The 24,129-nt window shown below is 69.8% G+C and carries 17 protein-coding genes; 9 read left to right on the forward strand and 8 right to left on the reverse strand.

What is annotated here, in order from left to right:
* The first annotated feature begins 57 nt into the window (after positions 1-57).
* Positions 58-2,271, forward strand: coding sequence for a 2-oxoglutarate dehydrogenase, E2 component, dihydrolipoamide succinyltransferase (gene sucB / locus OVA15_RS05145; protein ID WP_268143542.1), 2,214 nt, complete (start codon positions 58-60; stop codon positions 2,269-2,271).
* 167 nt (positions 2,272-2,438) lie between these two features.
* On the forward strand, positions 2,439-2,786 hold the full coding sequence (locus OVA15_RS05150) for a hypothetical protein (protein WP_006214862.1): 348 nt from the start codon (positions 2,439-2,441) through the stop codon (positions 2,784-2,786).
* Between the two features lie 138 nt (positions 2,787-2,924).
* Here OVA15_RS05150 and OVA15_RS05155 read toward each other — a convergent pair whose 3' ends face one another.
* Complete coding sequence (locus OVA15_RS05155) at positions 2,925-4,817, reverse strand: hypothetical protein (protein ID WP_268143544.1); 1,893 nt, start codon at positions 4,815-4,817, stop codon at positions 2,925-2,927.
* Between the two features lie 72 nt (positions 4,818-4,889).
* Between OVA15_RS05155 and lipB the strand changes: the two genes are divergently transcribed.
* The 3 genes from lipB to OVA15_RS05170 all read left to right on the forward strand — a co-directional run bounded on the left by lipB (position 4,890) and on the right by OVA15_RS05170 (position 7,657).
* Positions 4,890-5,594: a lipoyl(octanoyl) transferase LipB gene (lipB, locus tag OVA15_RS05160; protein ID WP_268143546.1), complete on the forward strand. Its 705-nt coding sequence runs from the start codon at positions 4,890-4,892 to the stop codon at positions 5,592-5,594.
* Between the two features lie 86 nt (positions 5,595-5,680).
* Positions 5,681-6,691 carry a lipoyl synthase gene (lipA, locus tag OVA15_RS05165; protein WP_006214859.1) on the forward strand — a complete coding sequence of 337 codons (1,011 nt, stop codon included), beginning with the start codon at positions 5,681-5,683 and terminating at the stop codon, positions 6,689-6,691.
* A 180-nt stretch (positions 6,692-6,871) separates the two neighbouring features.
* Positions 6,872-7,657 (forward strand): DUF4191 domain-containing protein, encoded by a 786-nt coding sequence (locus OVA15_RS05170; protein ID WP_006214858.1) that lies wholly within the window; start codon positions 6,872-6,874, stop codon positions 7,655-7,657.
* A 68-nt stretch (positions 7,658-7,725) separates the two neighbouring features.
* Here OVA15_RS05170 and OVA15_RS05175 read toward each other — a convergent pair whose 3' ends face one another.
* The gene (locus OVA15_RS05175) at positions 7,726-8,166 is read right to left on the reverse strand and encodes an RDD family protein (RefSeq protein WP_053447494.1); all 441 of its coding nucleotides are present in this window, start codon (positions 8,164-8,166) and stop codon (positions 7,726-7,728) included.
* A 227-nt stretch (positions 8,167-8,393) separates the two neighbouring features.
* Between OVA15_RS05175 and glnA the strand changes: the two genes are divergently transcribed.
* The gene (glnA, locus tag OVA15_RS05180) at positions 8,394-9,818 is read left to right on the forward strand and encodes a type I glutamate--ammonia ligase (RefSeq protein ID WP_268143549.1); all 1,425 of its coding nucleotides are present in this window, start codon (positions 8,394-8,396) and stop codon (positions 9,816-9,818) included.
* 157 nt (positions 9,819-9,975) lie between these two features.
* Here the strand turns inward: glnA and OVA15_RS05185 are convergent, their stop codons facing one another.
* Together OVA15_RS05185 and OVA15_RS05190 are read right to left on the reverse strand one after the other, a co-directional pair.
* A complete protein-coding gene (locus OVA15_RS05185; protein ID WP_268143551.1) occupies positions 9,976-13,305 on the reverse strand; it encodes a bifunctional [glutamine synthetase] adenylyltransferase/[glutamine synthetase]-adenylyl-L-tyrosine phosphorylase in 3,330 nt (1,109 codons plus the stop codon).
* A 20-nt stretch (positions 13,306-13,325) separates the two neighbouring features.
* Entirely contained in the window at positions 13,326-14,669 is a 1,344-nt protein-coding gene (locus OVA15_RS05190) for a glutamine synthetase family protein (RefSeq protein WP_053447497.1), read from the reverse strand.
* A gap of 143 nt (positions 14,670-14,812) precedes the next feature.
* Between OVA15_RS05190 and panB the strand changes: the two genes are divergently transcribed.
* Positions 14,813-15,724, forward strand: a complete 912-nt coding sequence (gene panB / locus OVA15_RS05195; protein WP_268143554.1) for a 3-methyl-2-oxobutanoate hydroxymethyltransferase — start codon at positions 14,813-14,815, stop codon at positions 15,722-15,724.
* 135 nt (positions 15,725-15,859) lie between these two features.
* Here the strand turns inward: panB and OVA15_RS05200 are convergent, their stop codons facing one another.
* Positions 15,860-16,072 carry a hypothetical protein gene (locus OVA15_RS05200; RefSeq protein WP_024290304.1) on the reverse strand — a complete coding sequence of 71 codons (213 nt, stop codon included), beginning with the start codon at positions 16,070-16,072 and terminating at the stop codon, positions 15,860-15,862.
* A 215-nt stretch (positions 16,073-16,287) separates the two neighbouring features.
* Here OVA15_RS05200 and map point away from each other — a divergent pair, with 215 nt between their 5' ends.
* Both map and ppgK read left to right on the forward strand, forming a co-directional pair.
* On the forward strand, positions 16,288-17,196 hold the full coding sequence (gene map, locus OVA15_RS05205) for a type I methionyl aminopeptidase (protein ID WP_268143556.1): 909 nt from the start codon (positions 16,288-16,290) through the stop codon (positions 17,194-17,196).
* A gap of 29 nt (positions 17,197-17,225) precedes the next feature.
* Positions 17,226-18,134: a polyphosphate--glucose phosphotransferase gene (ppgK, locus tag OVA15_RS05210; protein WP_259904034.1), complete on the forward strand. Its 909-nt coding sequence runs from the start codon at positions 17,226-17,228 to the stop codon at positions 18,132-18,134.
* 220 nt (positions 18,135-18,354) lie between these two features.
* On the opposite strand, the gene nrdR is transcribed toward ppgK, so the two are convergent.
* The 3 genes from nrdR to dnaE all read right to left on the reverse strand — a co-directional run bounded on the left by nrdR (position 18,355) and on the right by dnaE (position 24,029).
* The gene (gene nrdR / locus OVA15_RS05215; RefSeq protein ID WP_053447501.1) at positions 18,355-18,963 is read right to left on the reverse strand and encodes a transcriptional regulator NrdR; all 609 of its coding nucleotides are present in this window, start codon (positions 18,961-18,963) and stop codon (positions 18,355-18,357) included.
* Positions 18,964-18,965: 2 nt separating this feature from the next.
* Positions 18,966-20,414: a histidinol dehydrogenase gene (gene hisD / locus OVA15_RS05220; protein WP_082331084.1), complete on the reverse strand. Its 1,449-nt coding sequence runs from the start codon at positions 20,412-20,414 to the stop codon at positions 18,966-18,968.
* Between the two features lie 63 nt (positions 20,415-20,477).
* Positions 20,478-24,029, reverse strand: coding sequence for a DNA polymerase III subunit alpha (gene dnaE / locus OVA15_RS05225; RefSeq protein WP_006214845.1), 3,552 nt, complete (start codon positions 24,027-24,029; stop codon positions 20,478-20,480).
* Positions 24,030-24,129: the final 100 nt, after the last annotated feature.

Here is a 24,129-nt window from a genome sequence, read left to right on the forward strand (position 1 = left end):
CGTCGCCGGCCGATCACCAGCACTGCATCGACCTGACGTCAGAAAGAGAATCTGAACATGTCTGAAACCGTGAACCTTCCTGCACTCGGTGAGTCCGTCACCGAAGGCACCGTGACCCGCTGGCTCAAGGAGGTCGGCGACGAGGTGGCCGTCGACGAGGCCATCGTCGAGATCTCGACCGACAAGGTGGACACCGAGGTCCCCTCCCCGGTCGCCGGTGTGATCGAGGAGATCCTGGTCCAGGAGGACGAGGACGTCGAGGTCGGCGCTCCGCTGGTCGTCATCGGCGACGGCTCCGGCTCCGGCAGCTCCGACGACTCCAGCGACTCCGCGGATGACTCCGCCGAGAAGGAGGAGCCGAAGGCTGAGGAGAAGTCCGAGGAGAAGCCCTCCGAGGAGGCTCCGAAGGCCGAGGCCAAGAAGTCCTCCGGCGGCTCCGGCACCGAGGTCGCCCTGCCCGCCCTGGGCGAGTCCGTGACCGAGGGCACCGTGACCCGCTGGCTCAAGGAGATCGGCGAGGAGATCGCCGTCGACGAGCCCCTCCTCGAGGTCTCCACCGACAAGGTCGACACCGAGGTCCCCTCCCCGGTGGCCGGCACCCTGCTCGAGATCCGCGTCCAGGAGGACGAGGACGCCGAGGTCGGCCAGGTCCTGGCCGTGATCGGCGACGCAGACGCCGCCGAGTCCTCCGACGACTCCAGCGACTCCGCGGATGACTCCGCCGAGAAGGAGGAGCCGAAGGCTGAGGAGAAGTCCGAGGAGAAGCCCTCCGAGGAGGCTCCGAAGGCCGAGGCCAAGAAGTCCTCCGGCGGCTCCGGCACCGAGGTCGCCCTGCCCGCCCTGGGCGAGTCCGTGACCGAGGGCACCGTGACCCGCTGGCTCAAGGAGATCGGCGAGGAGATCGCCGTCGACGAGCCCCTCCTCGAGGTCTCCACCGACAAGGTCGACACCGAGGTCCCCTCCCCGGTGGCCGGCACCCTGCTCGAGATCCGCGTCCAGGAGGACGAGGACGCCGAGGTCGGCCAGGTCCTGGCCGTGATCGGCGACGCAGACGCCGCCGAGTCCTCCGACGACTCCAGTGACTCCTCCGATCAGGGCAAGAGCGAGGAGAAGTCCGCCGAGGAGATCGAGGACGCCGCGACGTCGTCGTCGACCCCCGAGGCCACCGACGAGGCCGCCGAGGACAAGACCTCCGGCGAGGCCAAGAAGGACGAGAAGTCCGCTCAGGACCAGAGGTCCGAGAAGGCGCAGGCCGCCAAGACCGAGCCCGCGCAGCAGAAGGCTCCGAAGCAGGAATCCTCCGCGGCCTCCGGCTCCGGTGAGGCCTCCGGCTACGTCACCCCGCTCGTGCGCAAGCTCGCACGCGAGAAGGGCGTGGACCTCGCCTCCGTGAAGGGCACCGGCGTGGGTGGTCGCATCCGCAAGCAGGACGTTCTGGCCGCTGCGGAGTCGGGCGCCCAGTCCCCGGCTTCCTCCGGCTCGGCCCAGCAGGGTGGTGCGCAGATCGCCGACAACGGCGAGCCGACCACCATCCAGCCCGTCTCGGACAAGCGCGGCACCACGGAGAAGGCACCGCGCATCCGCATGACGATCGCCAAGCGCATGCGCGAGTCGCTGCAGGAGTCCGCTCAGCTGACGCAGGTCACCGAGGTCGACATGACCCGCGTGGCCGCTCTGCGGAACAAGGCCAAGGCCCCGTTCCAGGAGAAGCACGGCGCCAAGCTGACCTACCTCCCCTTCTTCGCCCAGGCCGTGGCCGAGGGGCTCAAGGCCAACCCGGCCCTGAACGCCACGTTCAAGGAGGACGAGAAGGAGATCGTCTACAACGGCTCCGAGAACCTGGCGATCGCCGTGGACACCCCGCGCGGTCTGCTGGTCCCGGTCATCAAGGAGGCTGGCGACATGCAGCTTCCGGGCCTGGCCCAGAACATCGCCGACCTCGGCTCCCGCGGTCGCGACGGCTCGCTCAGCCCTGACGACCTGACCGGCGGCACCTTCACGATCACGAACCTGGGCTCCTTCGGCGCGCTGTTCGACACCCCGATCATCAACCAGCCCCAGGTCGCCATCCTGGGCACGGGCACGATCGTGAAGCGCCCCATGGTCATCCAGGACGCCGACGGCAACGACGTCGTGGCCATCCGCCACATGTGCTACCTGTCGCTGACCTACGACCACCGCATCGTGGACGGCGCCGACGCCGGCCGCTTCCTCCAGGGCCTCAAGGCCCGCCTGGAGGAGGGCCGCTTCGAGGGCTCGCTCGGCCTGTGAGCTGAGTCCGCCCCCGCTCGGCAGCGCGTCGAGCGAGCGTCTCCTGCAAGGCCCCGCACCGTCCCACGGTGCGGGGCCTTCCCGCATCGCGACGGGTGGCTGAGATCACCGGCTGCCTCGAGGAATCGGTGACAGGGTGTCGTCAAACTGCGGTTAGTGTGGATTCCATGGCATTCGTGTACTCCCTCCTGGTCCTCGTCCATCTCTTCGGCGCCGCCGTGATCATCGGCACCTGGATCGCCACGTTCCGCAAGCCGACGGTGACCGGCTGGCAGTTCTGGTCGTCCGTGGCCATGCTCGTCTCCGGTCTGCTCCTAATGGGGCTGCTCGAGATGGGGGACGGCCCCGTGAACCACCTCAAGCTCACCATCAAGCTGATCATCGCCATCGCGGTCTTCGCCGCGGCCCTGATCGGTCGCCGGAAGATCGCCAAGGGCGAGCCGGTCTCGACCGGCATCGCCCACGGCGTGGGCGGCTCGGCCCTGATCAACATGGTGATCGCCGTCCTCTGGTGAGCCGCACGCGGGCACACGAGCCCCGCTGAGCAGGGCACCCGTGAGCCGGGACCGAGCAGATCGGTCCCGGCTCGCCGTCATCACAGAGTCGCCGCCGCCTCCGGCTCGAGGCGATCTCGGGCCTCCGGCATCTCCGGCTCACATCGGCGTGACGTCGAGGAGGCGCCAGGCGCCGTCGTCGCCTCCCACCATCTCGATGCTCACGTCCTGGCGCAGCGTGGCCTCACCGGCGGCCTCCGGATCCAGGCCGCTGCCCGTGGCCTCCACCGTGCCGGTGACCGTGGCGGTTCGCTCGGGTGGACTGGCTTCGGCGCGGGCGGCGCTCGGGTCCGAGGCCGACGGCTGCGCATCGGCGAGCGCCATCTGCAGGTCCTCGAACGCTCCCGACGATCTCGCCTGGTCCAGGGTCTCCAGGTCATCGGCCAGATCGGCCGCTTCCGGGAGGTAGACCGATTCCAGCAGGTCGCGATCTCCCGTGCGCAGCGCATCGGCTCGCAAGGCGATCAGCGCGGCCGCGGCGTACTCCGGACTGTGCTGAGCGCTCACGGCTTCCGGCTCGGTCGCCGCTCCGGTCTCGGACGAGACGGACTCCCCCGGTGCTGCCTGCGTCGGGTCATCGCCGCCGGCAGCCGGCTGGTCTCCGACAGCAGCGCCCGGAACCTGCTCGGCCGAGCCGACGGCGCTGGGGATCTCGTCTGGCGGCCCGGTGACGACCTGCCACCCGGCCAGGGCAGCGGCACCGATCACGACCGCGGCCGCTCCGGCGAGCACGCGACGCGGGCGTCGCGATTCCTCAGACGCGGCGGCTGACGGACGCGCACGACCTCGGGCCGGACGAGCCCTGCCCCGGTCCGCACGATCGCTGCTCACGAGCTGAGGCCCGCCGCCCCTGCCCTGCTCCCCGCCACCGCTGGTGTGCTGGGCACCGCCGTCACCTCGTCGAGTGCTTCCTCGGAGACTTCGAGCGCTGCGCCGCCATCTCTCCGGCTCACGTGCCTCGGCACGCAGCAGCCGGACGGTGGGATCATCGCGCTCCTGTCCTTCCGGGAGGGGCTCGGCTTCATCTGCGGACAGAGGGCCGAAGTCGCCCGCGCCCTTCGCCGCAATCGGTCCTTCGACAGCGGGCCGGCCCATCCGCGTCACGTCGGCAGGCCCGGCCCCTGTGGGGCCGGAGCGCGCTGGCTCATCCCCTGTCGCCTCGGCCTCCGTCAGCTCGAACCCCGCCGAGCACGACGCTGCAGGCCGCAGCAGCAGCTCCAGCTCCGAGGCCGTGAGCATCCCTGAGCCGGTGGCCATCCCGGTACCGGCACGAGCCGTCGACCCGGCGCGCTCCCCCGTCCCGGCTGAGCCCTCCCCCTCCTGCTGAGCCGCCCGGTCGAGCACGAGGTCCAGGGCGTCAGCGGCTTCCGGATCGAGCAGCGGGTGGGTGCTGCGCAGCGGCGCACGAGTGCGCGCAGCGCTGGGGCGTCGCCCGGTGAGCACCGTGACAGCGGCCGAGGCGAGCAGGACCACGTCAGCGCGGCTGAGCCGCGCCAGCTCAGCCCCAGCCGCCGTGTGGGCGCCGGAGGACGGAGAGACCAGCAGCGCCCACCCTCCGTCACCGGACCTGAGCACGTCCTGCAGCCGCAGACGCCCGAGCACTGCGCCGGAGGAGTGCAGCTGCCGCAGGGCGAGGGCGAGATCGGCTGCCATGCGCATGGTCTCGTCCTGCTCGACCATCCCGGAAGCCTCCAGCAGGCTCGCAAAGGATTCACCGAGGTCGTCGGGCCCGGAGTAGAGCACGGCGGCGCCGTCGTCGATCACCGCCCGCGGGAGCACGAGCCGCTCGCTGTCCAGGTCTGCAAGTGCTTCTACGAGCTCGGCCCAGTCAGAGGCGTCGTGCGCGTCCGCCAGCGCGAGCCGTCCGAAGGACTCTCCGGTCTGCAGGTGGGTGAGCCGCTGCCCGCCGGTCGGCGCCCACGGGCCATCGGAGCACAGAAGCTCCCGGAACGGATCGTGGTCCTGAGCGGTGCCCGTCTGGTTCTCATCCATGCGCCCAGCATGCTGTCAGCGAAAGGACGTCTCGAGTTATCCACATCCGAGCACCAGGCGTACCCTGGTGACATGTCCCTTTCCATCGAGTCTCTTGGCATGGCTCCGGACCTGGTTCCGTACCGACCCGCGCTGGAGCTGCAGCGGATCGTCCACGGCGACGTCGTGGCGGGCACCCGGGCCAACACGGTCCTGCTGTGCGAGCACGAGCCGGTCTACACGGCAGGTCGGCGAGCCGCCGCCGAGGAGTACCCCACGGATGGGACCGAAGTGGTCGAGATCGGCCGCGGAGGCAAGATCACCTGGCACGGCCCCGGGATGCTCGTGGTCTACCCGATCATGAAGCTGACCACCCCGATCGACGTCGTGAAGTTCGTGCGGAACATGGAGCAGCTCGTGCTGTCCGTGCTGCGACGGCTCGGGCTGGAGGCCGTCACGGTCGAGGGCCGCTCCGGAGCCTGGATCCTCGCCGACGAGCGCGGCGCCGATCGCAAGATCTCGGCGATCGGCGTGCAGGTCTCCAAGCGCACCACCATGCACGGCATCGCGATCAACTGCAGCAACGACCTCGAGGCGTTCCGCAGCATCATCCCGTGCGGGATCTCGGACGCCGGCGTGACCACGATCAGCCGCGAGCTCGGCCGGACCGTGACGCCGTCGGAGGTCAAGGACCTCGTGATCGACGAGCTGATCCTCCGCGAGGCCGATCTGTGCGAGGTCTCCGAGATCCCCGCAGACGCCGTACCCCTGCCCTGGCCCGCCGCGAGCGCGGCCTGAGACGCATCAGCCCGCGCCACCGCGCGGACCGAGCACCGACAGACTGACCCGGTCCTCACCCAGGACAACAGACGAGGAGAACGCCGATGACCATCGCCCCCGAAGGCCGCCGCCTGCTGCGCGTCGAAGCCCGCAATGCCGAGGTCCCGGTCGAGAAGAAGCCGGACTGGCTCAAGAACACCGCGCGCACCGGTCCGGAGTACACCAAGCTGAAGTCCATGGCCCGCAGCCAGGGCCTGCACACGGTGTGCGAGGAGGCCGGCTGCCCCAACATCTACGAGTGCTGGGAGGACCGCGAGGCCTCGTTCCTCATCGGCGGCTCGGTGTGCACCCGTCGCTGCGACTTCTGCGACATCTCCACCGGCCGTCCCGAGCCGCTGGACCCGGAGGAGCCCCGCAAGGTCGCGGAGTCCATCCGCGACCTCGACCTGCGCTACGCGACCGTCACCGGCGTGGCCCGCGATGACCAGGAGGACGGCGCGTCGTGGCTCTACGCGGAGACCATCCGCGCCGTGCACGAGATCTCCCCGAACACCGGCATGGAGATCCTGATCCCCGACTTCAAGGGCCGCCCCGAGTCCCTGCAGGAGGTCGTCGACGCCCAGCCGGAGGTCTTCGCCCACAACCTGGAGACCGTGCCGCGCATCTTCAAGAAGATCCGCCCGGCCTTCACCTACGAGCGCTCCCTCGAGGTCCTGAACTTCGCCAAGGACCAGGACCTGATCACCAAGTCCAACCTGATCCTGGGCATGGGCGAGACGGACGAGGAGATCTACGAGGCGCTGTGCGACCTGCGCGACTCCGGCTGCGACATCATCACCCTCACGCAGTACCTCCGCCCGTCCAAGCTCTTCCACCCGATCGACCGCTGGGTCAAGCCCGAGCAGTTCGTGGAGTACAGCGAGATGGCCGAGGAGATCGGCTTCCTGGGCGTCATGGCCGGACCCATGGTCCGCTCCTCCTACCGCTCCGGGCGCCTGTGGGCCCGCGCCATGAAGAAGCTCGACCGCGAGATCCCCGAGCACTTGGCCCACATCACCGATGAGGGCTCCGCCGCGCAGGAGGCCTCGACCCTCATGGCCAAGCTCGGCCGCTGAGTCCGAGCTGCCGGTGTCTGCAGCGCACCGTCGGTCCGGCAAGGGCCCGCCGACGCATCGCGTCGGGCGGGCCCTTGCCGCCTCCCTCAGCCGCTAGACTGGCCCCGCTCCGCCGCCCTTCGCTCACCAGCGTCTCGACCGGGCGGCCACCCGCAGCATCCCGACCACGAGGAACCATCCGTGTCTGATCGCACTCCCTCCCGCAGCAAGGGCGCCTCCGCTGCCGATCCCAAGGCCGCCAAGGCCAAGGCCAAGCAGGAGCAGCGCGAGGCCAAGGCCAAGCGGAAGGCCGAGCGCGGTCCCGGGCCCTTCGCCCAGATCAAGCAGGTCTTCCAGATCACCAAGGAGCAGGACCCGAACATCACTCTCAAGCTCATCGCCCTCGGGCTGGGCGTGCTGGTGGTCTTCCTGCTGCTGGGCCTGCTGCTCAACAACTGGATCACCTGGCTGCTGATCGGCATCCCGTTCGCCATCCTGCTGTGCTTCTGGTTCCTGTCCCGACGGGCGGAGAAGGCCGCCTTCGCCCGCATCGAGGATCAGCCGGGCGCCACGGGCGCGGCTCTGTCCACGCTGCGCCGCGGATGGATCGTCGAGGAGCAGCCGGTGCAGATCGATCCGCGCAATCGCGACCTGGTCTTCCGCGCCATCGGCCGCCCCGGTGTGGTGCTGGTGACCGAGGGCCCCACCGGCCGCGCCCGCAAGCTCGCCGAGAAGGAGCGCCGCCGCGTGGGACCGCGCGTGCGCAATGTCCCGATCCACATCATCGCCGCCGGCCCGCGTGAGGATCAGGTGCCGCTGAACCAGGTCTCCAAGCACATCCGCAAGCTGGAGAACAAGCTGACCAAGCAGGAGGTCTCGGCGGTGCACCAGCGCCTGTCGACCCTGCGCTCCGACCAGCTGCCGATCCCCAAGGGCGTGGACCCCATGCGCGCCCGCCCCGATCACAAGGCGCTGCGCGGCCGCTGATCCCGCTCCGAACGCGCGAAGAGGCCCCGGATGTCACCGACGTCCGGGGCCTCTTCGCGTGGTCGTGCTCAGCGGATGCGCACCAGCACCGTGCCGATCAGGCGATCGTTGAGCCCGCGCTGGTCGCGGTCCATGATCAGCGCCGGGATCACCAGGGCGAGGAGCACGGTGCGCACGAACGCCCTGGCGAAGCCGATCGGGCGGCCATCGAGGGTCTGGACCTGCATCCCCAGGACCAGGTGGCCCACCGAGTGGCCCATGAACCCCACCGCCAGGATCGTGAGCACCAGCCAGATCCCGGTGATGCCGAGGTTGACCCACTCGTAGGGCAGCAGCGCCCAGGCCAGCGCCACCGCGATGCCCCAGTCGATGCACAGGCCTCCCACGCGGCGGATCAGGCTGGGAATCGAGCCGGGCCCGTCCTGGGGTCGCCCCAGACCCTGTCCCGGGTAGCCCGTCTCTGCGTCGGCAGGGGCGCTGGGGCGGCGGACGTCGTCGTGCTCGGTCATCCGCTCAGCCTACCGGGGCAGCCGCGGCGGCTCCGGCGGATACTGCGCGCTTCGGGCGTGCTCGGAGGCTCGGCCGATAGGATGAGATCCGAAACACCCGCGAAACACGAGGGTCACGGCTGGGCAACGGCGCCTCCGTAGGGTCGAAGACGATCCGCTAGGGGCTCGGCCCGTCGTGCGGAAGACCGCTGACAGGGCGGCCGCCCCACACCATGAAGGAGTACGCAGTGTTCAAGACAGCAGAAGAGGTCCTCGCCTTCATCAAGGAGGAGGACGTCGTCTTCGTCGACGTCCGGTTCACCGACATGCCGGGGGTCCAGCAGCACTTCAACCTCCCCGCCAAGGCCGTCGACGACGACTTCTTCGTGAACGGGCAGCTCTTCGACGGCTCCTCTATCCGCGGTTTCGCCGGCATCGCCGAGTCCGACATGCAGCTCATCCCGGACGTGGCCACGGCGTTCGTGGACCCCTACCGGATCGAGAAGACGCTCAACGTCACCTGCTCGATCGTCAACCCCCGCAGCGGCGAGCCCTACCACCGCGATCCCCGCGGCGTGGCCGAGCGCGCCGAGGCCTACATGCGCTCCATTGGCATCGCGGACACCGCGAACTTCGCCTCCGAGGCCGAGTTCTTCATCTTCGAGGACGTCCGCTACGACGTCCAGCCGCAGGGCTCCTTCTACGCCGTGGACTCCGACGAGGCCCCGTGGAACTCCGGTCGCCGGGAGGAGGGCGGCAACCTGGCCAACAAGACGTCCGTGAAAGGCGGCTACTTCCCGGTCTCCCCCACGGACAAGCAGGCGGATCTGCGCGACGCCATCTCCGTGACCCTGGACGAGGTCGGCCTGGAGGTCGAGCGCGCCCACCACGAGGTCGGCGCTTCCGGCCAGGCGGAGATCAACTACCGCTTCGACACCCTGACCCACGCGGCCGACGACCTGCAGAAGTTCAAGTACGTCGTGAAGAACACCGCAGCAGCCTGGGGCAAGACCGCCACCTTCATGCCCAAGCCGGTCTTCAACGACAACGGCTCCGGCATGCACTGCCACCAGTCGCTGTGGAAGAACGGCGAGCCGCTGTTCTACGACGAGAAGGGCTATGCCGGGCTCTCCGACCTGGCTCGCTGGTACATCGGCGGGCTGCTCGAGCACTCCTCGTCCGTGCTGGCCTTCACCAACCCCACGGTGAACTCCTACCGCCGCCTGGTGAAGGGCTTCGAGGCCCCGGTCAACATGGTCTACTCGCAGGGCAACCGCTCCGCCGGCATCCGCATCCCGATCACCGGCACCAACCCCAAGGCCAAGCGCCTGGAGTTCCGCGCCCCGGATCCCTCCTGCAACCCGTACCTGGCCTTCGCCGCGCAGCTGATGGCCGGCCTGGACGGCATCCGCAACCGCATCGAGCCGGCGGATCCGATCGACAAGGACCTCTACGAGCTGCCGCCCGAGGAGGCCAAGGACATCAAGAAGGCTCCGGGCTCGCTCGAGGAGGCGCTGCAGGCGCTGGAGGAGGACCACGAGTTCCTGCTGCAGGGCGATGTCTTCACCGAGGACACTCTGTCCTCCTGGATCGAGTACAAGCGCGAGATGGAGCTCAAGCCGCTCTCGCTCGTCCCGCACCCGCTCGAGTTCAAGCTCTACTACGGAGTCTGATCCCTCAGCAGCACCACGGCAGGGGCCGCGATCGTCGAGGCGATCGCGGCCCCTGTTGCTTTCTGCGAACGAGCCGGCGCATCAGCTGCTGCTGAGGACCCCGCGGGCCCGACGGCCGACGGAGCTAGACCCTCGCCGACGATCGGGTGCGGTCTGCTCAGAGGCCGTAGAACAGCCGCTCGAAGACAGCGCGGGCCTGGCGCGTGGTGCGAAGGTAGTCATCCTCGAGCAGCTCGGAGCTGCCCGGCGGATAGCCGCACCACCGCGCGACGGCCTCCATGTCCTGGCCCGCCGAGGGCAGCACGTCCGAGGCTCGGCCGGTGCGCAGCACGTTGCCGTTGCGGATGGCCGTGCACAGCTTCCAGGCCTTGGCCAGGGCGTGGGCGTCCTCCGAGTCCATCAGCTCGGCCTGCACCGCGGCCTCGAGCCCGTCCAGGGTGGAGGTGGTGCGCAGGCCGGGATGCTGGTGGGCGTGCTGCAGCTGCAGGGTCTGCACGAGCCATTCGACGTCCGAGAGACCCCCGCGACCCAGCTTCACATGCCGGGACGGGTCGGCACCGCGCGGCAGGCGCTCGTTCTCCACCCGAGCCTTCATGCGTCGGATCTCATTGAGCTGGCGCTCGGTAAGCTCCGCCGGGTAGCGGTAGGGATCGATCAGCTCGGTGAACCGCTCAGCGAGCAGATCCGACCCCGCCATGGGCCGGGCTCGGGTGAGCGCCTGGAACTCCCAGGTGTCCGCCCAGCGGCTGTAGTACTCGGCGTAGGACTCCAGCGACCGGACCATGGGACCGGAGCGCCCCTCGGGACGCAGATCGTTGTCGATCTCCAGCACGCGCTCGGCCACGATCGGCGGGTCGCAGGGCCGCTTGAGCAGCTGGACCATCCGCTCGATCACCCGCGCCGCCTGCGCCCCCGGTTGCTGCGGCGGGGCATCCTGGGCGGCGGCCTCGGAGTCCGGGGCGTCATCGGAGGCCGCAGCCTCGTCGGAGGCGCCCGACAATGCATCGTCGGATTCCGCGGTGTCGTCGGTGCTCGCGTCCTCCGCGTCCTCCGCGTCCTCCGCGTCCTCCGCAGCATCGGCCGCCTCGGGGGCCGCGGCATCGTCCGGTCGGGAGATCAGCCCGTGCTCATGGCGGTCAGGATGCTCGTGGCCGTCTTCGCAGGGGACGTAGACGTAGAGGACATCAGCGTCGGAGCCGTAACCGATCTCGCGACCGCCCTGGCGCCCCATGGCGACCACGAGGACGTCGGTCGCCCAGGGCACTCCCTGCTCGCGGTGCAGCTCCCGCTCGGCGGAATACAGGGCGCCGAGCACCGCAGCGCGGTCGATGTCCGACAGCGCCGCGACGACCTGCTGGACATCGATCAGCCCGGCGGTGTCGGCCAGCGCCACGCGCAGCGACTCCCTGCGCCGCATCAAGCGGATCATGCGCACTGCGGATTCGGCATCCGGGTGACGGCCCATCTGCGCGTGCGTCTCCGCCCACAATGTGGCGAAGGTCCGGGGCTTGAGCTCGGCGTCCGTGCCCAGCCACGCGGTGGCCTCCGGCAGCGTCTCCAGCATGTCCGAGATGTAGCGCGAGGAGGAGAGCACGTGGCACAGGCGCTGCGCCCCGGTGTTGGAATCGCGCAGCATCCGCAGGTACCAGGGCGAGGTGCCCAGTTCCTCCGACACGCGCCGGAAGCCGAGCAGCCCGGCATCCGGATCCACGCCTTCGGCGAACCACTCGAGCAGCACCGGAAGCAGCGTGCGCAGGATGCTGGCCCGGCGGCTGACGCCCCGAGTGAGCGCCTCGAGGTGACGATGGGCAGCCTTGGGGTCGCGGTAGCCCAGCGCCTTGAGGCGGTCTCGGACCTGGTCCTGGTTCAGCTCGACGCCCTCGAAGGAGGTGTTGGTGATCGCGGCCAGCAGCGGGCGGTAGAAGATCCGCTCGTGCATGCCGCGCACGGCCCTGCGCGTCTTGTGCCAGCGCTCCATCAGGTCGTCGCCGCCGGTGCGGGCACCCGCCCTGGGCGGGTGCATGGCGGCGGCGATCACGGCCAGCTCCGCGGTGGAGGTCGGCATCAGGTGGGTGCGACGCATGCGGAAGAGCTGGATGCGATGCTCGAGCAGGCGCAGCCACCGGTACTGGGCGCCGAACTCCTCGGCATCCTCACGGCCGATGTACCCGGCGTTGGCCAGGGCCGCCAGGGAGTCTGTGGTGGCACGGGTGCGCACGGACTCATCGCCGCGGCCGTGCACCAGCTGCAGCAGCTGGACGGTGAACTCGACGTCGCGCAGGCCGCCGGGGCCGAGCTTGACCTGGCGGTCCCGCTCCTCGGAGGGGATGTTGTCCATGACGCGCCGGCGCATGGCCTGCACCGAGGACACGAAGCCCTCGCGCTGGCTCGACTCCCACACCATGGGCGAGATCGCCTCGGAGTAGCGGCGGCCGAGCTCCTGGTCCCCCGCCATGGGCCGGGCCTTGAGCAGCGCCTGGAACTCCCAGGACTTGGCCCACTTGCGGTAGTAGCGCACGTGGGAGTCCAGTGTGCGCGACAGCGGCCCGTCCTTGCCCTCGGGGCGCAGGTTGGCGTCGAGTTCCCACAGCGGGGCCTCCGGGCCGTTGGACATCACAGCTCGGGCGGTCCCGCTGGCCAGGGCCGTGGCCAGCACGGCTGCGCGGTCGTCGTCGATCGGCTCGTGTCCGTCCTCGCCGCCGAACGGGTCGACGATGTCGTGGACGTAGACGACGTCCACGTCCGAGATGTAGTTCAGCTCCCGGGCCCCGCACTTGCCCATCCCGATGACGCTGAGCCGGATGCGCTCGAGCTCCTCCGGGTCCGCCTGGGTGGACCCGCTGCCGGCGTGGATCTCGGCTCGGGAGACGGCCAGTGCGGCCTCAATGGCCGCTGCGGCCAGATCCGCGAGCTGCCGCCCGACGGCCGGCAGGTGCTCGACGGGATCGGCGGCGCCCAGATCGCCCAGGGCGATGCGGATGAGCTGGCGGCGGTACTCGACGCGCAGGGCTGCCGCGCCGTCATCGCCGATGGACTGCGCGACGGGCGTGTCCGCCTCCGGGTCGGCGCCCACGCTGCGCAGGAGGCTCGAGCGCAGCTCGTCGGCGGAGATCTCCTCCGGCTCGGGGTCGAGGGGACCATCGAGCAGGTCCAGGTGCTGCGGGTGCGACTCGAGGAAGCCGCCGAGGGCCTCGGAGCAGCCCAGCAGGCGGATCAGCGTCTGCGCCTGCTGCGGGTCCTTCAGACGGGCAGCGGCCCGGGGCTCGGCCTCGATCAGTCGCACCAGGCAGCGCACGGCGGCGTCCGGGGAGCCGGTCTGCTCGAGCTGCCCGAGCAGGGGCTCGAGCTCCACGCCCTTCAGCTCGCCGAAGCCGAGCCAGCGCCGGGCCGTGCGCACGTCGTCGAACCCGGTCTTGACCAGGCGCCGGTCCGCGAGCTTCTCGAGCGCCTCCGGAAGGGCGGTGGGAGCGTCCTGTTCCTGGCTCATGTGCGAGCGCCTTCCGTTCTTCAGAGCAGGCCGAGATTGGTCTCGAGCTCGTAGCGGGTGACCACCGTGCGGTAGGAGTCCCATTCCGCGCGCTTGTTGCGCATGATGTGCCCGAAGACCTGCTCGCCGAGCAGATCGGCCATGAACTCGGACTCCTCGGCCAGTCGGATCGCCTCGTGCAGGGAGCCCGGCATGGGCTCGTGCCCGGCCACGCGGCGCTCGGCGCTGGACATGGCGCTCAGATCGTCCGACTCGACCTCAGGCAGCTCCAGCTCGTCCTCGATCCCGCGCAGGCCGGCGGCCAGCACGCCGGCGTAGGCCAGGTACGGGTTGGCCGCCGAGTCCAGGCCGCGGTACTCGATGCGCGCGGACTGCACCTTGTCCGGCTTGTACAGCGGCACCCGCACGAGTGCGGAGCGGTTGTTGTGGCCCCAGGAGACGTAGGAGGGAGCCTCATCCCCGCTCCACAGCCGCTTGTACGAGTTCACGAACTGATTGGTCAGGATCGCCATCTCCGGGGCGTAGCGCAGCACGCCGGCGATGAAGTGCCCGGCCACGCGCGAGAGCTGGAACTCGGCACCCGCCTCGAAGAACGCGTTGGTGTCGCCCTCGAACAGGGAGAAGTGCGTGTGCATGCCCGAACCGGGGTGATTGCCGAACGGCTTGGGCATGAAGGTCGCGTACGACTCGTGCTTGAGCGCCGACTCCTTGACGATCGTGCGGAACGTCATGATGTTGTCCGCGGTCTGCAGCGGATCGGCGTAGCGCAGGTCGATCTCGTTCTGGCCCGGGCCGGCCTCATGGTGGGAGAACTCGACGGAGATGCCGACCTCCTCGAGCATGAGCACGACGTCCCTGCGGAAGTTCTGCACCACGCCGCCCGGGGTGTGATCGAAGTAGCCCTCGCTGTCCACCGGCGTGGGCTCACCCGTGGCAGGATCCAGGCGCGAGGACTCCAGGAGGTAGAACTCGATCTCCGGGGAGGTGTAGCAGGTGACGCCCTGCTCGGTGGCCTTGGCCAGCACGCGCTTGAGCACGCCGCGGGGATCCGCCATGGACGGCTCGCCGTCCGGGGTGAGGATGTCGCAGAACATGCGGGCCGTGGGCTGATCCTCACCGCGCCACGGCAGGATCTGGAAGGTCGAGGGATCCGGCTGAAGGAGCATGTCCGACTCCGTGACCCGCGAGAAGCCCTCGATCGAGGAGCCGTCGAAGCCCAGTCCCTCCTCGAAGGCCGACTCGACCTCCGCCGGGGCGAGCGCCACGGACTTGAGCGTGCCCGTCACGTCCGTGAACCACATGCGCACGAAGCGGACGTCGCGGTCCTCGATGGTGCGCAGCACGAACTCCTGCTGACGGTCCATGGGGTCTCCTTAGGCTCGAGAGCTTGCCCGCGAAGGCGAGGGGCCGTCGCCGATGACGACCCGGTGCGGTGCCGGATTACAGCCTATCGGCCGGCTCGGACGGCGATGGGGGCGCGCCGTGTCCTGCGCGTACCCTGAGTCGCATGACTGATGCAGCTTCCTCGGATCACGCCGCAGATCGCCCGGACACCGCGCCCTACCCCAACAGCGCTTCCGTTCCCGCGGGCGCCGCCGAGCGCAGCGCACCGGGGCTGCGCAGCGTGGGCCGGGTGCGCACCCGGCACCTGCAGGAGGCCAAGGAGACCGGCGAGCGCTTCACGATGCTCACGGCCTACGACGCCATGCTCGCCGAGATCTTCGACTCCGCGGGCATCGACACCCTCCTGGTCGGCGACTCGGCCGGGAGCACGGTCTTCGGGGAGTCCTCGACCCTGCCGGTGACACCCGAGCAGATGATCATGCTCTCGGCTGCGGTCTCCCGCTCCGCCCGTCGTGCCCTGGTGATCGCCGACCTGCCCTTCGGCTCCTACGAGGAGTCCCCGCAGCAGGCCGTGCGCTCGGCGGTGCGGCTGCTCAAGGAGGGAGGGGTCCACGCGGTGAAGATCGAGGCGGACGTCGCGCTGGCCGAGCACGTCCGCGCCGTGGCGCGCGCGGGGATCCCCGTGATGGGCCATGTGGGCTTCACCCCGCAGTCCGAGCACGCCCTGGGCGGCTACCGCGTCCAGGGCCGCGGCGAGGCGGCCCGACGGGTCCTCGACGACGCTCTGGCCCTCCAGGAGGCCGGGGCGTTCTCCGTGCTGCTCGAGATGGTCCCGGCGCAGACCGCGCAGGAGGTCGACGCCGCTCTGGACGTGCCGACCGTGGGCATCGGCGCAGGGGCTGCGACCACCGGGCAGGTGCTCGTGTGGCAGGACCTGCTGGGTCTCAACGGCGGACGCGTCCCGCGGTTCGTGCGTCAGTACGCCGCTCTGCGCTCCACGATCACCGACGCCGTGACCCGCTATGCCGACGACGTCCGCGACGGCTCCTTCCCCGGCCCCGAGCACACCTTCTGAAGCTGCCCCTGAGCAGGTCCGAGCCGGCCAGGCACGTGGCCTGAGAGTTGAGCTGCGAGGCACGGGACGACGAGGGCCCCGACGGCAGCGCTGCCGTCGGGGCCCGTCCACGGCCTCGGAGCAGACGAAGCCCGCTCAGTCGTCGCGGAACTCGCGCTCCTTCTCGTCCCAGGCCTTGGACTTGGCCGCCGCGGTCTCCAGCGCCTTGCGCGCCTCGGCCTCCGAGGCGTACGGGCCCAGCAGCTGGCTGTAGTCCGACTGCTGGCCCTGCTCGATCTGACCGCTGCTGAGGTTGTACCAGTACTCCATGAGGCGACCCGCCTTCCCGGTGTCGTCGTGCGGCCGCATGGCTCCAGGGCCCTGCGGCCGGCTCGCGGCGCGAGCGCTTCCGCTGCCCAGTATCCCCCACCGTGATCCGCACGGCCTGCTCCGTCCGCGGCACGCCGCCCCGTTACCCGGTCGACCGGTCCCGCAGCGGCGTCGGCCCGGAGAACTAGGCTGGGGGGAAGACCACCCGACGCAGCGCCGTCGAGAACCCCTGACCAGAAGGAGCGCCGATCCCCGTGTCCAGCCCGTCCCACAACCTCCCCGCCGAGCCCGGCGCCGCGCCGCTCGGGCGCCTGCGCCCCGGAGCCATCGGGAAGTCGCGCCAGGTGCCCGGCGGCATCGTCCGACCCGAGTACGTGGGCAAGCAGGATCCCGACGAGGGCAAGTGCTCGAACATATACACCCCGGAGGAGATCGAGCTGGTGCGGGCCGCCGGCACGATCGCCGCCGACGCCCTGCAGGAGGCCGGGAAGGCCTGCGTGCCGGGCACGACCACCGATGAGCTGGACCGGATCGCCCACGAGTACATGTGCGATCACGGGGCGTATCCGTCCTGCCTGGGCTACCGCGGCTTCCGCAAGTCGATCTGCACCTCGCTCAACGAGGTCATCTGCCACGGCATCCCGGATTCCACCGTGCTCGAGGACGGCGACATCATCAACCTCGACGTCACGGCCTACAAGGACGGGATGCACGGCGATACGAACGCCATGTTCCTGGTGGGCGAGGTCGACGAGCAGTCCCGCCTGCTCGTGGAGCGGACACGGGAGTCGCTGAACCGCGCCATGAAGGCAGTGCGTCCGGGCCGCGAGATCAACGTCATCGGACGGGTCATCGAGAAGTACGCCCAGCGCTTCGGATACGGCGTGGTCCGCGACTTCACGGGCCACGGAGTGGGCCACGAATTCCACACCGGGCTGATCATCCCGCATTACGATGCCGCGCCCTCCTATGCCACGGAGATCGTTCCGGGCATGATCTTCACCATCGAGCCCATGCTCACCCTCGGATCCATCCAGTGGGAGCAGTGGGACGACGACTGGACGATCACGACCGCCGACAGGCGGCGCACCGCCCAGTTCGAGCTCACCATGGTGGTCACCGAGGACGGCGTGGATGTCCTGACGCTGCCCACGGCCGCCTGAGCCTGCACCGTCCATCGAAGGGAGCCGACATGGCCGCCAAGAAGACCCACGCCAAGCCCGCGGAGAAGATCACCGCCGAGGACGTCGTCAAGGACTCGGGAGTCCGCGACGATGACACCACTCCCCCGGCCCCGTCCGCGGGCTCGGCCTCGAGCGCGCGTCGCTTCATCGGGATCGATGTCGGCGGCACCGGCATCAAGGGCGGGATCGTCGACCTGGAGGTCGGCGATCTGATCGGGGAGCGCTACCGCATCCCCACGCCGCAGCCGGCTACGCCGGAAGCCGTCGGCAAGGTCATCGGCGAGATCGTCGCCGTGCTGCAGGACCGCGAGGGTGCCCCGGAGCCGGGATCGCCCATCGGCGTGATCGTCCCGTCGATCGTCAAGAACGGCGTGACCAAGCTGGCGGCCAACATCGACGAGTCGTGGGTCGGGGCGAACATCGCCGAGACCTTCTCCGAGACGCTGGGCCGTCCGATCGCCGCCCTCAACGACGCCGACGGCGCCGGTCTGGCCGAGGCCCGCTACGGCGCCGGCAGGGGCGTCGACGGACTGGTCATCATGATCACCCTGGGCACGGGCATCGGTGCCGCCCTGATCATGGACGGGCATCTGGTGCCCAACGCCGAGCTCGGGCACCTGGAGCTCGACGGCCACGACGCCGAGACCCGGGCCTCTGCCGTGGCGCGCGAGCGGCAGGAGCTGTCCTTCAAGAAGTGGGCCACGCACCGCCTGCAGCCCTATTTCGAGCACGTGCAGATGCTGTTCTCCCCCGACCTGTTCGTGGTCGGCGGCGGCGTGTCCAAGAAGTCGGACAAGTTCCTGCCGCTGCTCGAGCTCGAGACCCCCGTGGAGGTGGCTCAGCTGCGCAACAACGCGGGCATCGTGGGCGCCGCCCTGTGGGCCGAGGAGGATCAGCGCCGCCACGCGGACGACTGAGCCCTGATCCGGCCCGGCAGCCTCCCGGCCTAGGTTGAGAGACTGCCCGGCAGTGCAGCCGGGCAGTACAAAGGCCCGTCAGGGTTCGCGGCTTCCCCTCCGCAACCCCTGACGGGCCTTATGCATTCACTATACAGGCCGTCTCCGATCCCCGGCAAGGCGGTGATCGCCGAGGGCGGAACCCGCGGCGCAGCCACAGGTCAGGCCCGGGATGCTCCCGTCACAGCAGTCGCTCCTGCTCGGGGCTCTGCTCGGTCTCCGGAGGCTGAGCGGCCCGCCTGCGCTCGGCCGACGTGCGCCGCTCGGCGGAGGCGCGCCGCTTGGAGCGCCGCGGCGCGGCCACCCCGTCATCCACGAGCGCCTGCTGGCCGTTGGACTGGGCGGCGCGCTCGGAGCGCAGCACCTCGATCGCGTTCTCGAAGTCGTCCAGGTCGCTGAAAGCCTGGTACACGGAGGCGAAGCGCAGATAGGCCACCACATCCAGGCGGCGCAGCGGCTTGAGGATGGCCAGCCCGACCTCGTCGGCCTCGATCTCGGCGATCCCGGCCCCGCGAACCGACTCCTCGACCTCCTGAGCCAGCTTGGCCAGGTCGTCCTCGTTCACCGGCCGGCCCTGGCATGCCTTGCGCACGCCGGAGACGATCTTCTGGCGCTCGAACGGCTCGGTGACCCCCGAGCGCTTGATCACCGAGATGGTGGTGGTCTCCATGGTGGAAAATCTCCGCTTGCACGCGGCGCACTGGCGGCGGCGCCGGATCGCGGCGCCGTCGTCGGTGGTGCGCGAGTCCACGACCTTGGAGTCGGGGTGGCGGCAGAACGGGCAGTGCATGCTCAGCCCTCCGTGTCGGCGGCGGGCTCGGCGGAATCCTGCGCGCGCACCGTGACGGCCACGCCGTGGTTGGGCAGGTCCTCCGCCACGGCCAGCGCCGAGATCGCCGGCTCCAGGTGCAGCAGGGCGTCCCGGTCGTACTCGATGATCTGCACGGCCTTCATGAAGCTCGTGGTGCACAGTCCCTGGGCGTGCACGGCAGAGCCACCCGTGGGCAGCACGTGGTTGGAACCGGCCGCGTAGTCCCCCAGCGGCACCGGGCTGTACGGGCCCACGAAGATCGCCCCGGCATTGCGCACCCTGGCCGCCACGGCGCGCGGATCCTCGGTGTGGATCTCGAGGTGCTCGGCGGCGTAGGCATCGGCCACGGCGATCGAGGCCTCGAGGCTGTCGGTGAGCACCACGCCGGACTGCTCGCCCTCCAGCGCCGTGCGGATGCGCTCGGCGTGGCGCGCCGTGCCGGCCAGCTCCACGATGGCCTCTGCGACCTGCTGCGCGATCCGCGGGCTGTGGGTGATCAGCACCGACCCGGCCAGCGGGTCGTGCTCTGCCTGGGAGATCAGATCGGCGGCCACGTAGCGCGGCTGAGCGGTCTCATCGGCGATCACGGCGATCTCGGTGGTGCCGGCCTCGGCATCGACGCCCACGACCGAGCGCAGCTGGCGCTTGGCGGTCGCCACGAACAGGTTGCCCGGCCCGGTGATCGTGTGCACGGGCTCCAGGACGTCACGGCGGTCCTCGCCCTCGTCGACCACGCCGTGGGCCATGGCGGCCAGGGCCTGGGCCCCGCCGATCGCCCAGACCTCGTCCACGCCGAGCAGCCCGGCGGCGGCCAGGATCGTGGGATGCGGCAGGCCGCCGAACTCGGCCTGCGGCGGCGTGCACAGCACGACCGACTCGACGCCGGCGGCCTGCGCGGGCACGACGTTCATCACGACCGACGAGGGGTAGACGGCCAGACCGCCCGGGACGTAGAGGCCCACGCGCTGCACCGGGGTCCATCGGTGGACCAGTCGTGCTCCGGGAGCGACCTCGATCTCGGCATCGGCCGGGCGCTGAGCGGCGGCGAAGGCGCGGCAGCGCTCGATGGCCGATTCGAGACCCGCGCGCACGGCCGGATCGAGCTCGCGCACGGCCTGCTGGATCTGCTCGGGATCCACCTTGAGGCGTTCCTGGGCGACCCCGTCGAAGCGCTGGGCGTAGTCCCGCAGGGCCTGCGCGCCGCGCTCGCGCACGTCCGCGATGATCGCCCGGACGGTGTCGTCGGCGTCCTGACGGGCGACGTCGGTCTGCCGAGGCACGACGGCGCGCAGCTGCGCCCAGGCCAGGTCCTGGCCGCGCAGATCGATCGTGCGCAGGACGGGACCGGCCCCGTTCCCGGCGCGGTCCTGGGACGAGGCCGCAGCAGCGGGGTCGGCGGAGGGCACGGGGTTCTCAGGATTCGCGTTCACGGCGTCCATTCTAGGCCCCGGGCGATGACGGCCCCGGGAGCACCGGCTCCCTCTGCGACGGGCTCAGCCCTCCAGGCAGGCGGGGCCCAGCAGGACCTTCAGATCGCCGAAGAACGCCGGTCCGGCCTCGACCCGGTACTGCGGCGGCAGCTGCCAGACCTGCGTGGCCCGCTGGGTGCCGACCCGAAGCCGGACCTCGGAATCGCCGCGGTGGCTGCGCAGCACCGAGGCGAGCTCCCCGACGGTCTGCTCGTTGAGCCGGCGCTCCGGCACCGTGATCGTGACCGGACCGGCGTGGCCCTCCGGGTGGATCTCCGGCAGGGTCAGCTCCATGGCGGACATGGACACGGAGCCGTCGTCGCGCTTCTGCACGCGGCCCTTGATCGAGCAGATCAGGTCCTCGGCCAGCACTCCCGCGATGGGGGCGTAGACCTTGCCGAAGAACATGATCTCGACGGAGCCGGATCGGTCCTCGAGCTCGATCCGGGCATAGGCGTTGCCCGAGGACTTGGCGATCCGGCGCTGGACCGAGGTGATCATGCCGGCGACCGTGACGATCGCCCCGTCCGGCTTGCCGCCGTCCTCGGAGAGCACCTGCTGCACCGAGGTGTCCGAGTGCTCGGCCAGCGCCTGGTCCAGCCCGCGCAGGGGGTGATCCGAGACGTAGAGCCCGAGCATCTCGCGCTCGAAGGAGAGCATGTCCTTGCGCTCCCACTCCGGCAGGTCAGGGACCTCGACCTGCAGCCCCTCGCCCTCCGACTCGGCGGTGTCCCCGCCCATGGCGAAGATGTCGAAGGTGAACTCGCCCTTGGCCTCGTTCTTCTTCTGGGACACGACGTCGTCGATGGCCTGCTCGTGGACGTCCACGAGCGCCCGGCGGGTGTGCCCGAGCTGATCGAAGGCCCCCGACTTCACGAGCGATTCGATCGTTCGCTTATTGCACACCACGAGCTCGACCTTGGAGAGGAAGTCGTTGAAGGACGTGAAGGCCCCCTCCGACGTGCGAGCGCGCACGATCGCCTCCACCACGTTGGCGCCCACGTTGCGCACCGCGGCCATGCCGAAGCGGATGTCCTCCCCCACGGGCGTGAAGTTCACGACGGACTCGTTGACGTCCGGTGGCAGCACGGTGATGCCCATGCGGCGGCACTCGTTGAGGTAGAGCGCGAGCTTGTCCTTGTCATCGCCCACCGACGTCAGCAGCGCGGCCATGTACTCGGCCGGGTAGTGCGCCTTGAGGTAGGCCGTCCAGTAGGAGACCAGTCCGTAGGCGGCGGTGTGCGCCTTGTTGAACGCGTAGTCGGAGAACGACTCGAGGACGTGCCACAGGGTGTCGGCGGCCTCCCGGGAGTACCCGTTCTTCTCCATGCCGCCGAAGAAGAAGTCCTTCTGCTTGTCCAGCTCGGACTTCTTCTTCTTGCCCATGGCCCGGCGCAGCAGATCCGCCTGGCCCAGGGTGTAGTCGGCGACCTTCTGCGCCACGGCCATGACCTGCTCCTGATACACGATCAGGCCGTAGGTCAGGTCCAGGATCTCGGCCAGCGGCTCCTCGAGCTCCGGGTGGATCGGGGTGATCTCCTGCTGGCCCGTCTTGCGCAGGGCGTAGTTGATGTGCGAGTTCACGCCCATGGGGCCGGGGCGGTAGAGCGCCAGCACAGCGGAGATGTCCTCGTACTGGTCCGGGCGCATCATCTTCAGCAGCTGGCGCATGGGGCCGCCGTCGAGCTGGAAGACGCCCAGCGTGTCGCCGCGGGCCAAGAGGTCGTAGGAGGCCTTGTCGTCGAGAGCCAGCCCCTCGAGGTCCAGGACGAAGCCGTCGCGGTTGTGGGTGATGTTCTCCAGGGCGTCGGAGATGATCGTGAGGTTGCGCAGCCCCAGGAAGTCCATCTTGATCAGCCCGAGCCCCTCGCACGTGGGGTAGTCGAACTGGGTGATGATCTGCCCGTCCTGCTCGCGGCGCATGAGCGGGATGATGTCGATCAGCGGGTCCGAGGACATGATCACGCCGGCGGCGTGCACGCCCCACTGGCGCTTGAGCCCCTCGAGGCCCTGGGCCGTCTCGAAGACCTTCTGCGACTCGGGGTCCTCCTGCAGGACCTCTCGCAGCTCGGCGGCCTCCTCGTAGCGCTTGGCATCCTCGTTGTAGACATCCGCCAGGGAGATGCCCTTGCCCATGATGTCCGGCGGCATGGCCTTGGTGAGCTTCTCGCCCATGGAGAACGGGTAGCCCAGCACGCGCGAGGAGTCCTTCAGCGCCTGCTTGGCCTTGATGGTGCCGTAGGTGACGATCATGGCCACGCGCTCGTCGCCGTACTTCTCGGTGACGTAGCGGATGACCTCCGGGCGGCGACGATCATCGAAGTCGATGTCGAAGTCCGGCATGGAGACGCGCTCGGGGTTCAGGAAGCGCTCGAAGATCAGCCCGTGCTCCAGGGGGTTCAGCTCCGTGATGCGCATGGCGTAAGCGACCATGGAGCCTGCGCCGGAGCCGCGCCCCGGACCCACGCGGATCCCCTGGGCCTTGGCCCAGGTGATGAAGTCGGCCACCACCAGGAAGTACCCGGGGAAGCCCATCTGCAGGATGATCCCCTTCTCGTACTCGGCCTGATCGCGCACCTCCGAGGGGACGCCGTCCGGGAAGCGGAACTCCAGGCCGCGGTCGACCTCCTTGGCGAACCAGGACTCCTCCGACTCGCCCTCCGGGACCGGGAAGACGGGCATGAACTTGCCGACGGTCTCGTCGAACTCGACGTGGCAGCGCTCGGCGATCTCCAGCGTGTTGTCGCAGGCCTCCGGGTAGTCCCGGAACAGATCCCGCATCTCCGCGGCCGACTTGAGGTAGAACTCGTCGGCATCGAACTTGAAGCGCTTGGGATCGGCCAGCGTGGAGCCGGACTGCACGCACAGCAGGGCGGCGTGCGCCTTGGCGTCCTCGGCATTCGTGTAGTGGAGGTCGTTCGTGGCGACCAGGGGCAGCTGGAGGTCCTTCGCCAGCTTCATGAGGTCCTGGTGGACGTCCTTCTCGATCCCCAGGCCGTGATCCATGATCTCGCAGTAGAAGTTCTCGGGGCCGAAGATGTCCCGGAACTCGGCGGCGGCGTCGATCGCCTCCTTGTACTGACCCAGCCGCAGACGGGTCTGGATCTCCCCGGACGGGCAGCCGGTCGTGGCGATCAGGCCCTTGCCGTAGCGGTTGAGCAGATCCCGGTCCATGCGGGGCTTGTAGAGCTGGCCCTCCAGGGAGGCGTAGCTCGAGGCCCGAAACAGGTTCTGCATGCCCTCGGTGGTCTCGGCCAGCAGGGTCATGTGGGTGTAGGAGCCGGCACCGGAGACGTCGTTGCGGCCGCCGTCGGCGAACTTCACGCGCGTGCGATCGGCGCGTGCCGTGCCCGGGGTCAGGTACGCCTCCACGCCGATGATCGGCTTGATCCCGGCCTTGTTCGCCCGCGACCAGAAGTCGTAGGCGCCGAAGACGAAGCCGTGGTCGGTCGTGGCCAGCGAGTCCATCCCCTGGGCGTGGCAGGCCTCGAACAGATCGTCGAGTCGAGCGGCGCCGTCGAGCATGGAGTACTCGGTGTGCACGTGCAGATGCGTGAATCCCTTGCCCTGAGTCATCGCGAGGATCCTATCCGCAGCCTCCGACGCGACAGGGGCCGACACCGGTGCCGCTGATCACGCCCCCCTCGTGCGGCGCCGCCCCGGACGACGACGGCCC

It is taken from the genome of Kocuria sp. SL71 (genome assembly GCF_026672465.1).
GTDB classification, from domain to species: domain Bacteria; phylum Actinomycetota; class Actinomycetes; order Actinomycetales; family Micrococcaceae; genus Kocuria; species Kocuria palustris.

What these genes read in the sequence shown, in the direction of transcription:
- sucB (WP_268143542.1), top strand. Translation starts at nt 58, where the DNA reads ATGTCTGAAACCGTGAACCTTCCTGCACTCGGTGAGTCCGTCACCGAA.
- OVA15_RS05150 (WP_006214862.1), top strand. Translation starts at nt 2,439, where the DNA reads ATGGCATTCGTGTACTCCCTCCTGGTCCTCGTCCATCTCTTCGGCGCC.
- OVA15_RS05155 (WP_268143544.1), bottom strand. Translation starts at nt 4,817, where the DNA reads ATGGATGAGAACCAGACGGGCACCGCTCAGGACCACGATCCGTTCCGG.
- lipB (WP_268143546.1), top strand. Translation starts at nt 4,890, where the DNA reads ATGTCCCTTTCCATCGAGTCTCTTGGCATGGCTCCGGACCTGGTTCCG.
- lipA (WP_006214859.1), top strand. Translation starts at nt 5,681, where the DNA reads ATGACCATCGCCCCCGAAGGCCGCCGCCTGCTGCGCGTCGAAGCCCGC.
- OVA15_RS05175 (WP_053447494.1), bottom strand. Translation starts at nt 8,166, where the DNA reads ATGACCGAGCACGACGACGTCCGCCGCCCCAGCGCCCCTGCCGACGCA.
- OVA15_RS05185 (WP_268143551.1), bottom strand. Translation starts at nt 13,305, where the DNA reads ATGAGCCAGGAACAGGACGCTCCCACCGCCCTTCCGGAGGCGCTCGAG.
- OVA15_RS05190 (WP_053447497.1), bottom strand. Translation starts at nt 14,669, where the DNA reads ATGGACCGTCAGCAGGAGTTCGTGCTGCGCACCATCGAGGACCGCGAC.
- panB (WP_268143554.1), top strand. Translation starts at nt 14,813, where the DNA reads ATGACTGATGCAGCTTCCTCGGATCACGCCGCAGATCGCCCGGACACC.
- OVA15_RS05200 (WP_024290304.1), bottom strand. Translation starts at nt 16,072, where the DNA reads ATGCGGCCGCACGACGACACCGGGAAGGCGGGTCGCCTCATGGAGTAC.
- ppgK (WP_259904034.1), top strand. Translation starts at nt 17,226, where the DNA reads ATGGCCGCCAAGAAGACCCACGCCAAGCCCGCGGAGAAGATCACCGCC.
- nrdR (WP_053447501.1), bottom strand. Translation starts at nt 18,963, where the DNA reads ATGCACTGCCCGTTCTGCCGCCACCCCGACTCCAAGGTCGTGGACTCG.
- dnaE (WP_006214845.1), bottom strand. Translation starts at nt 24,029, where the DNA reads ATGACTCAGGGCAAGGGATTCACGCATCTGCACGTGCACACCGAGTAC.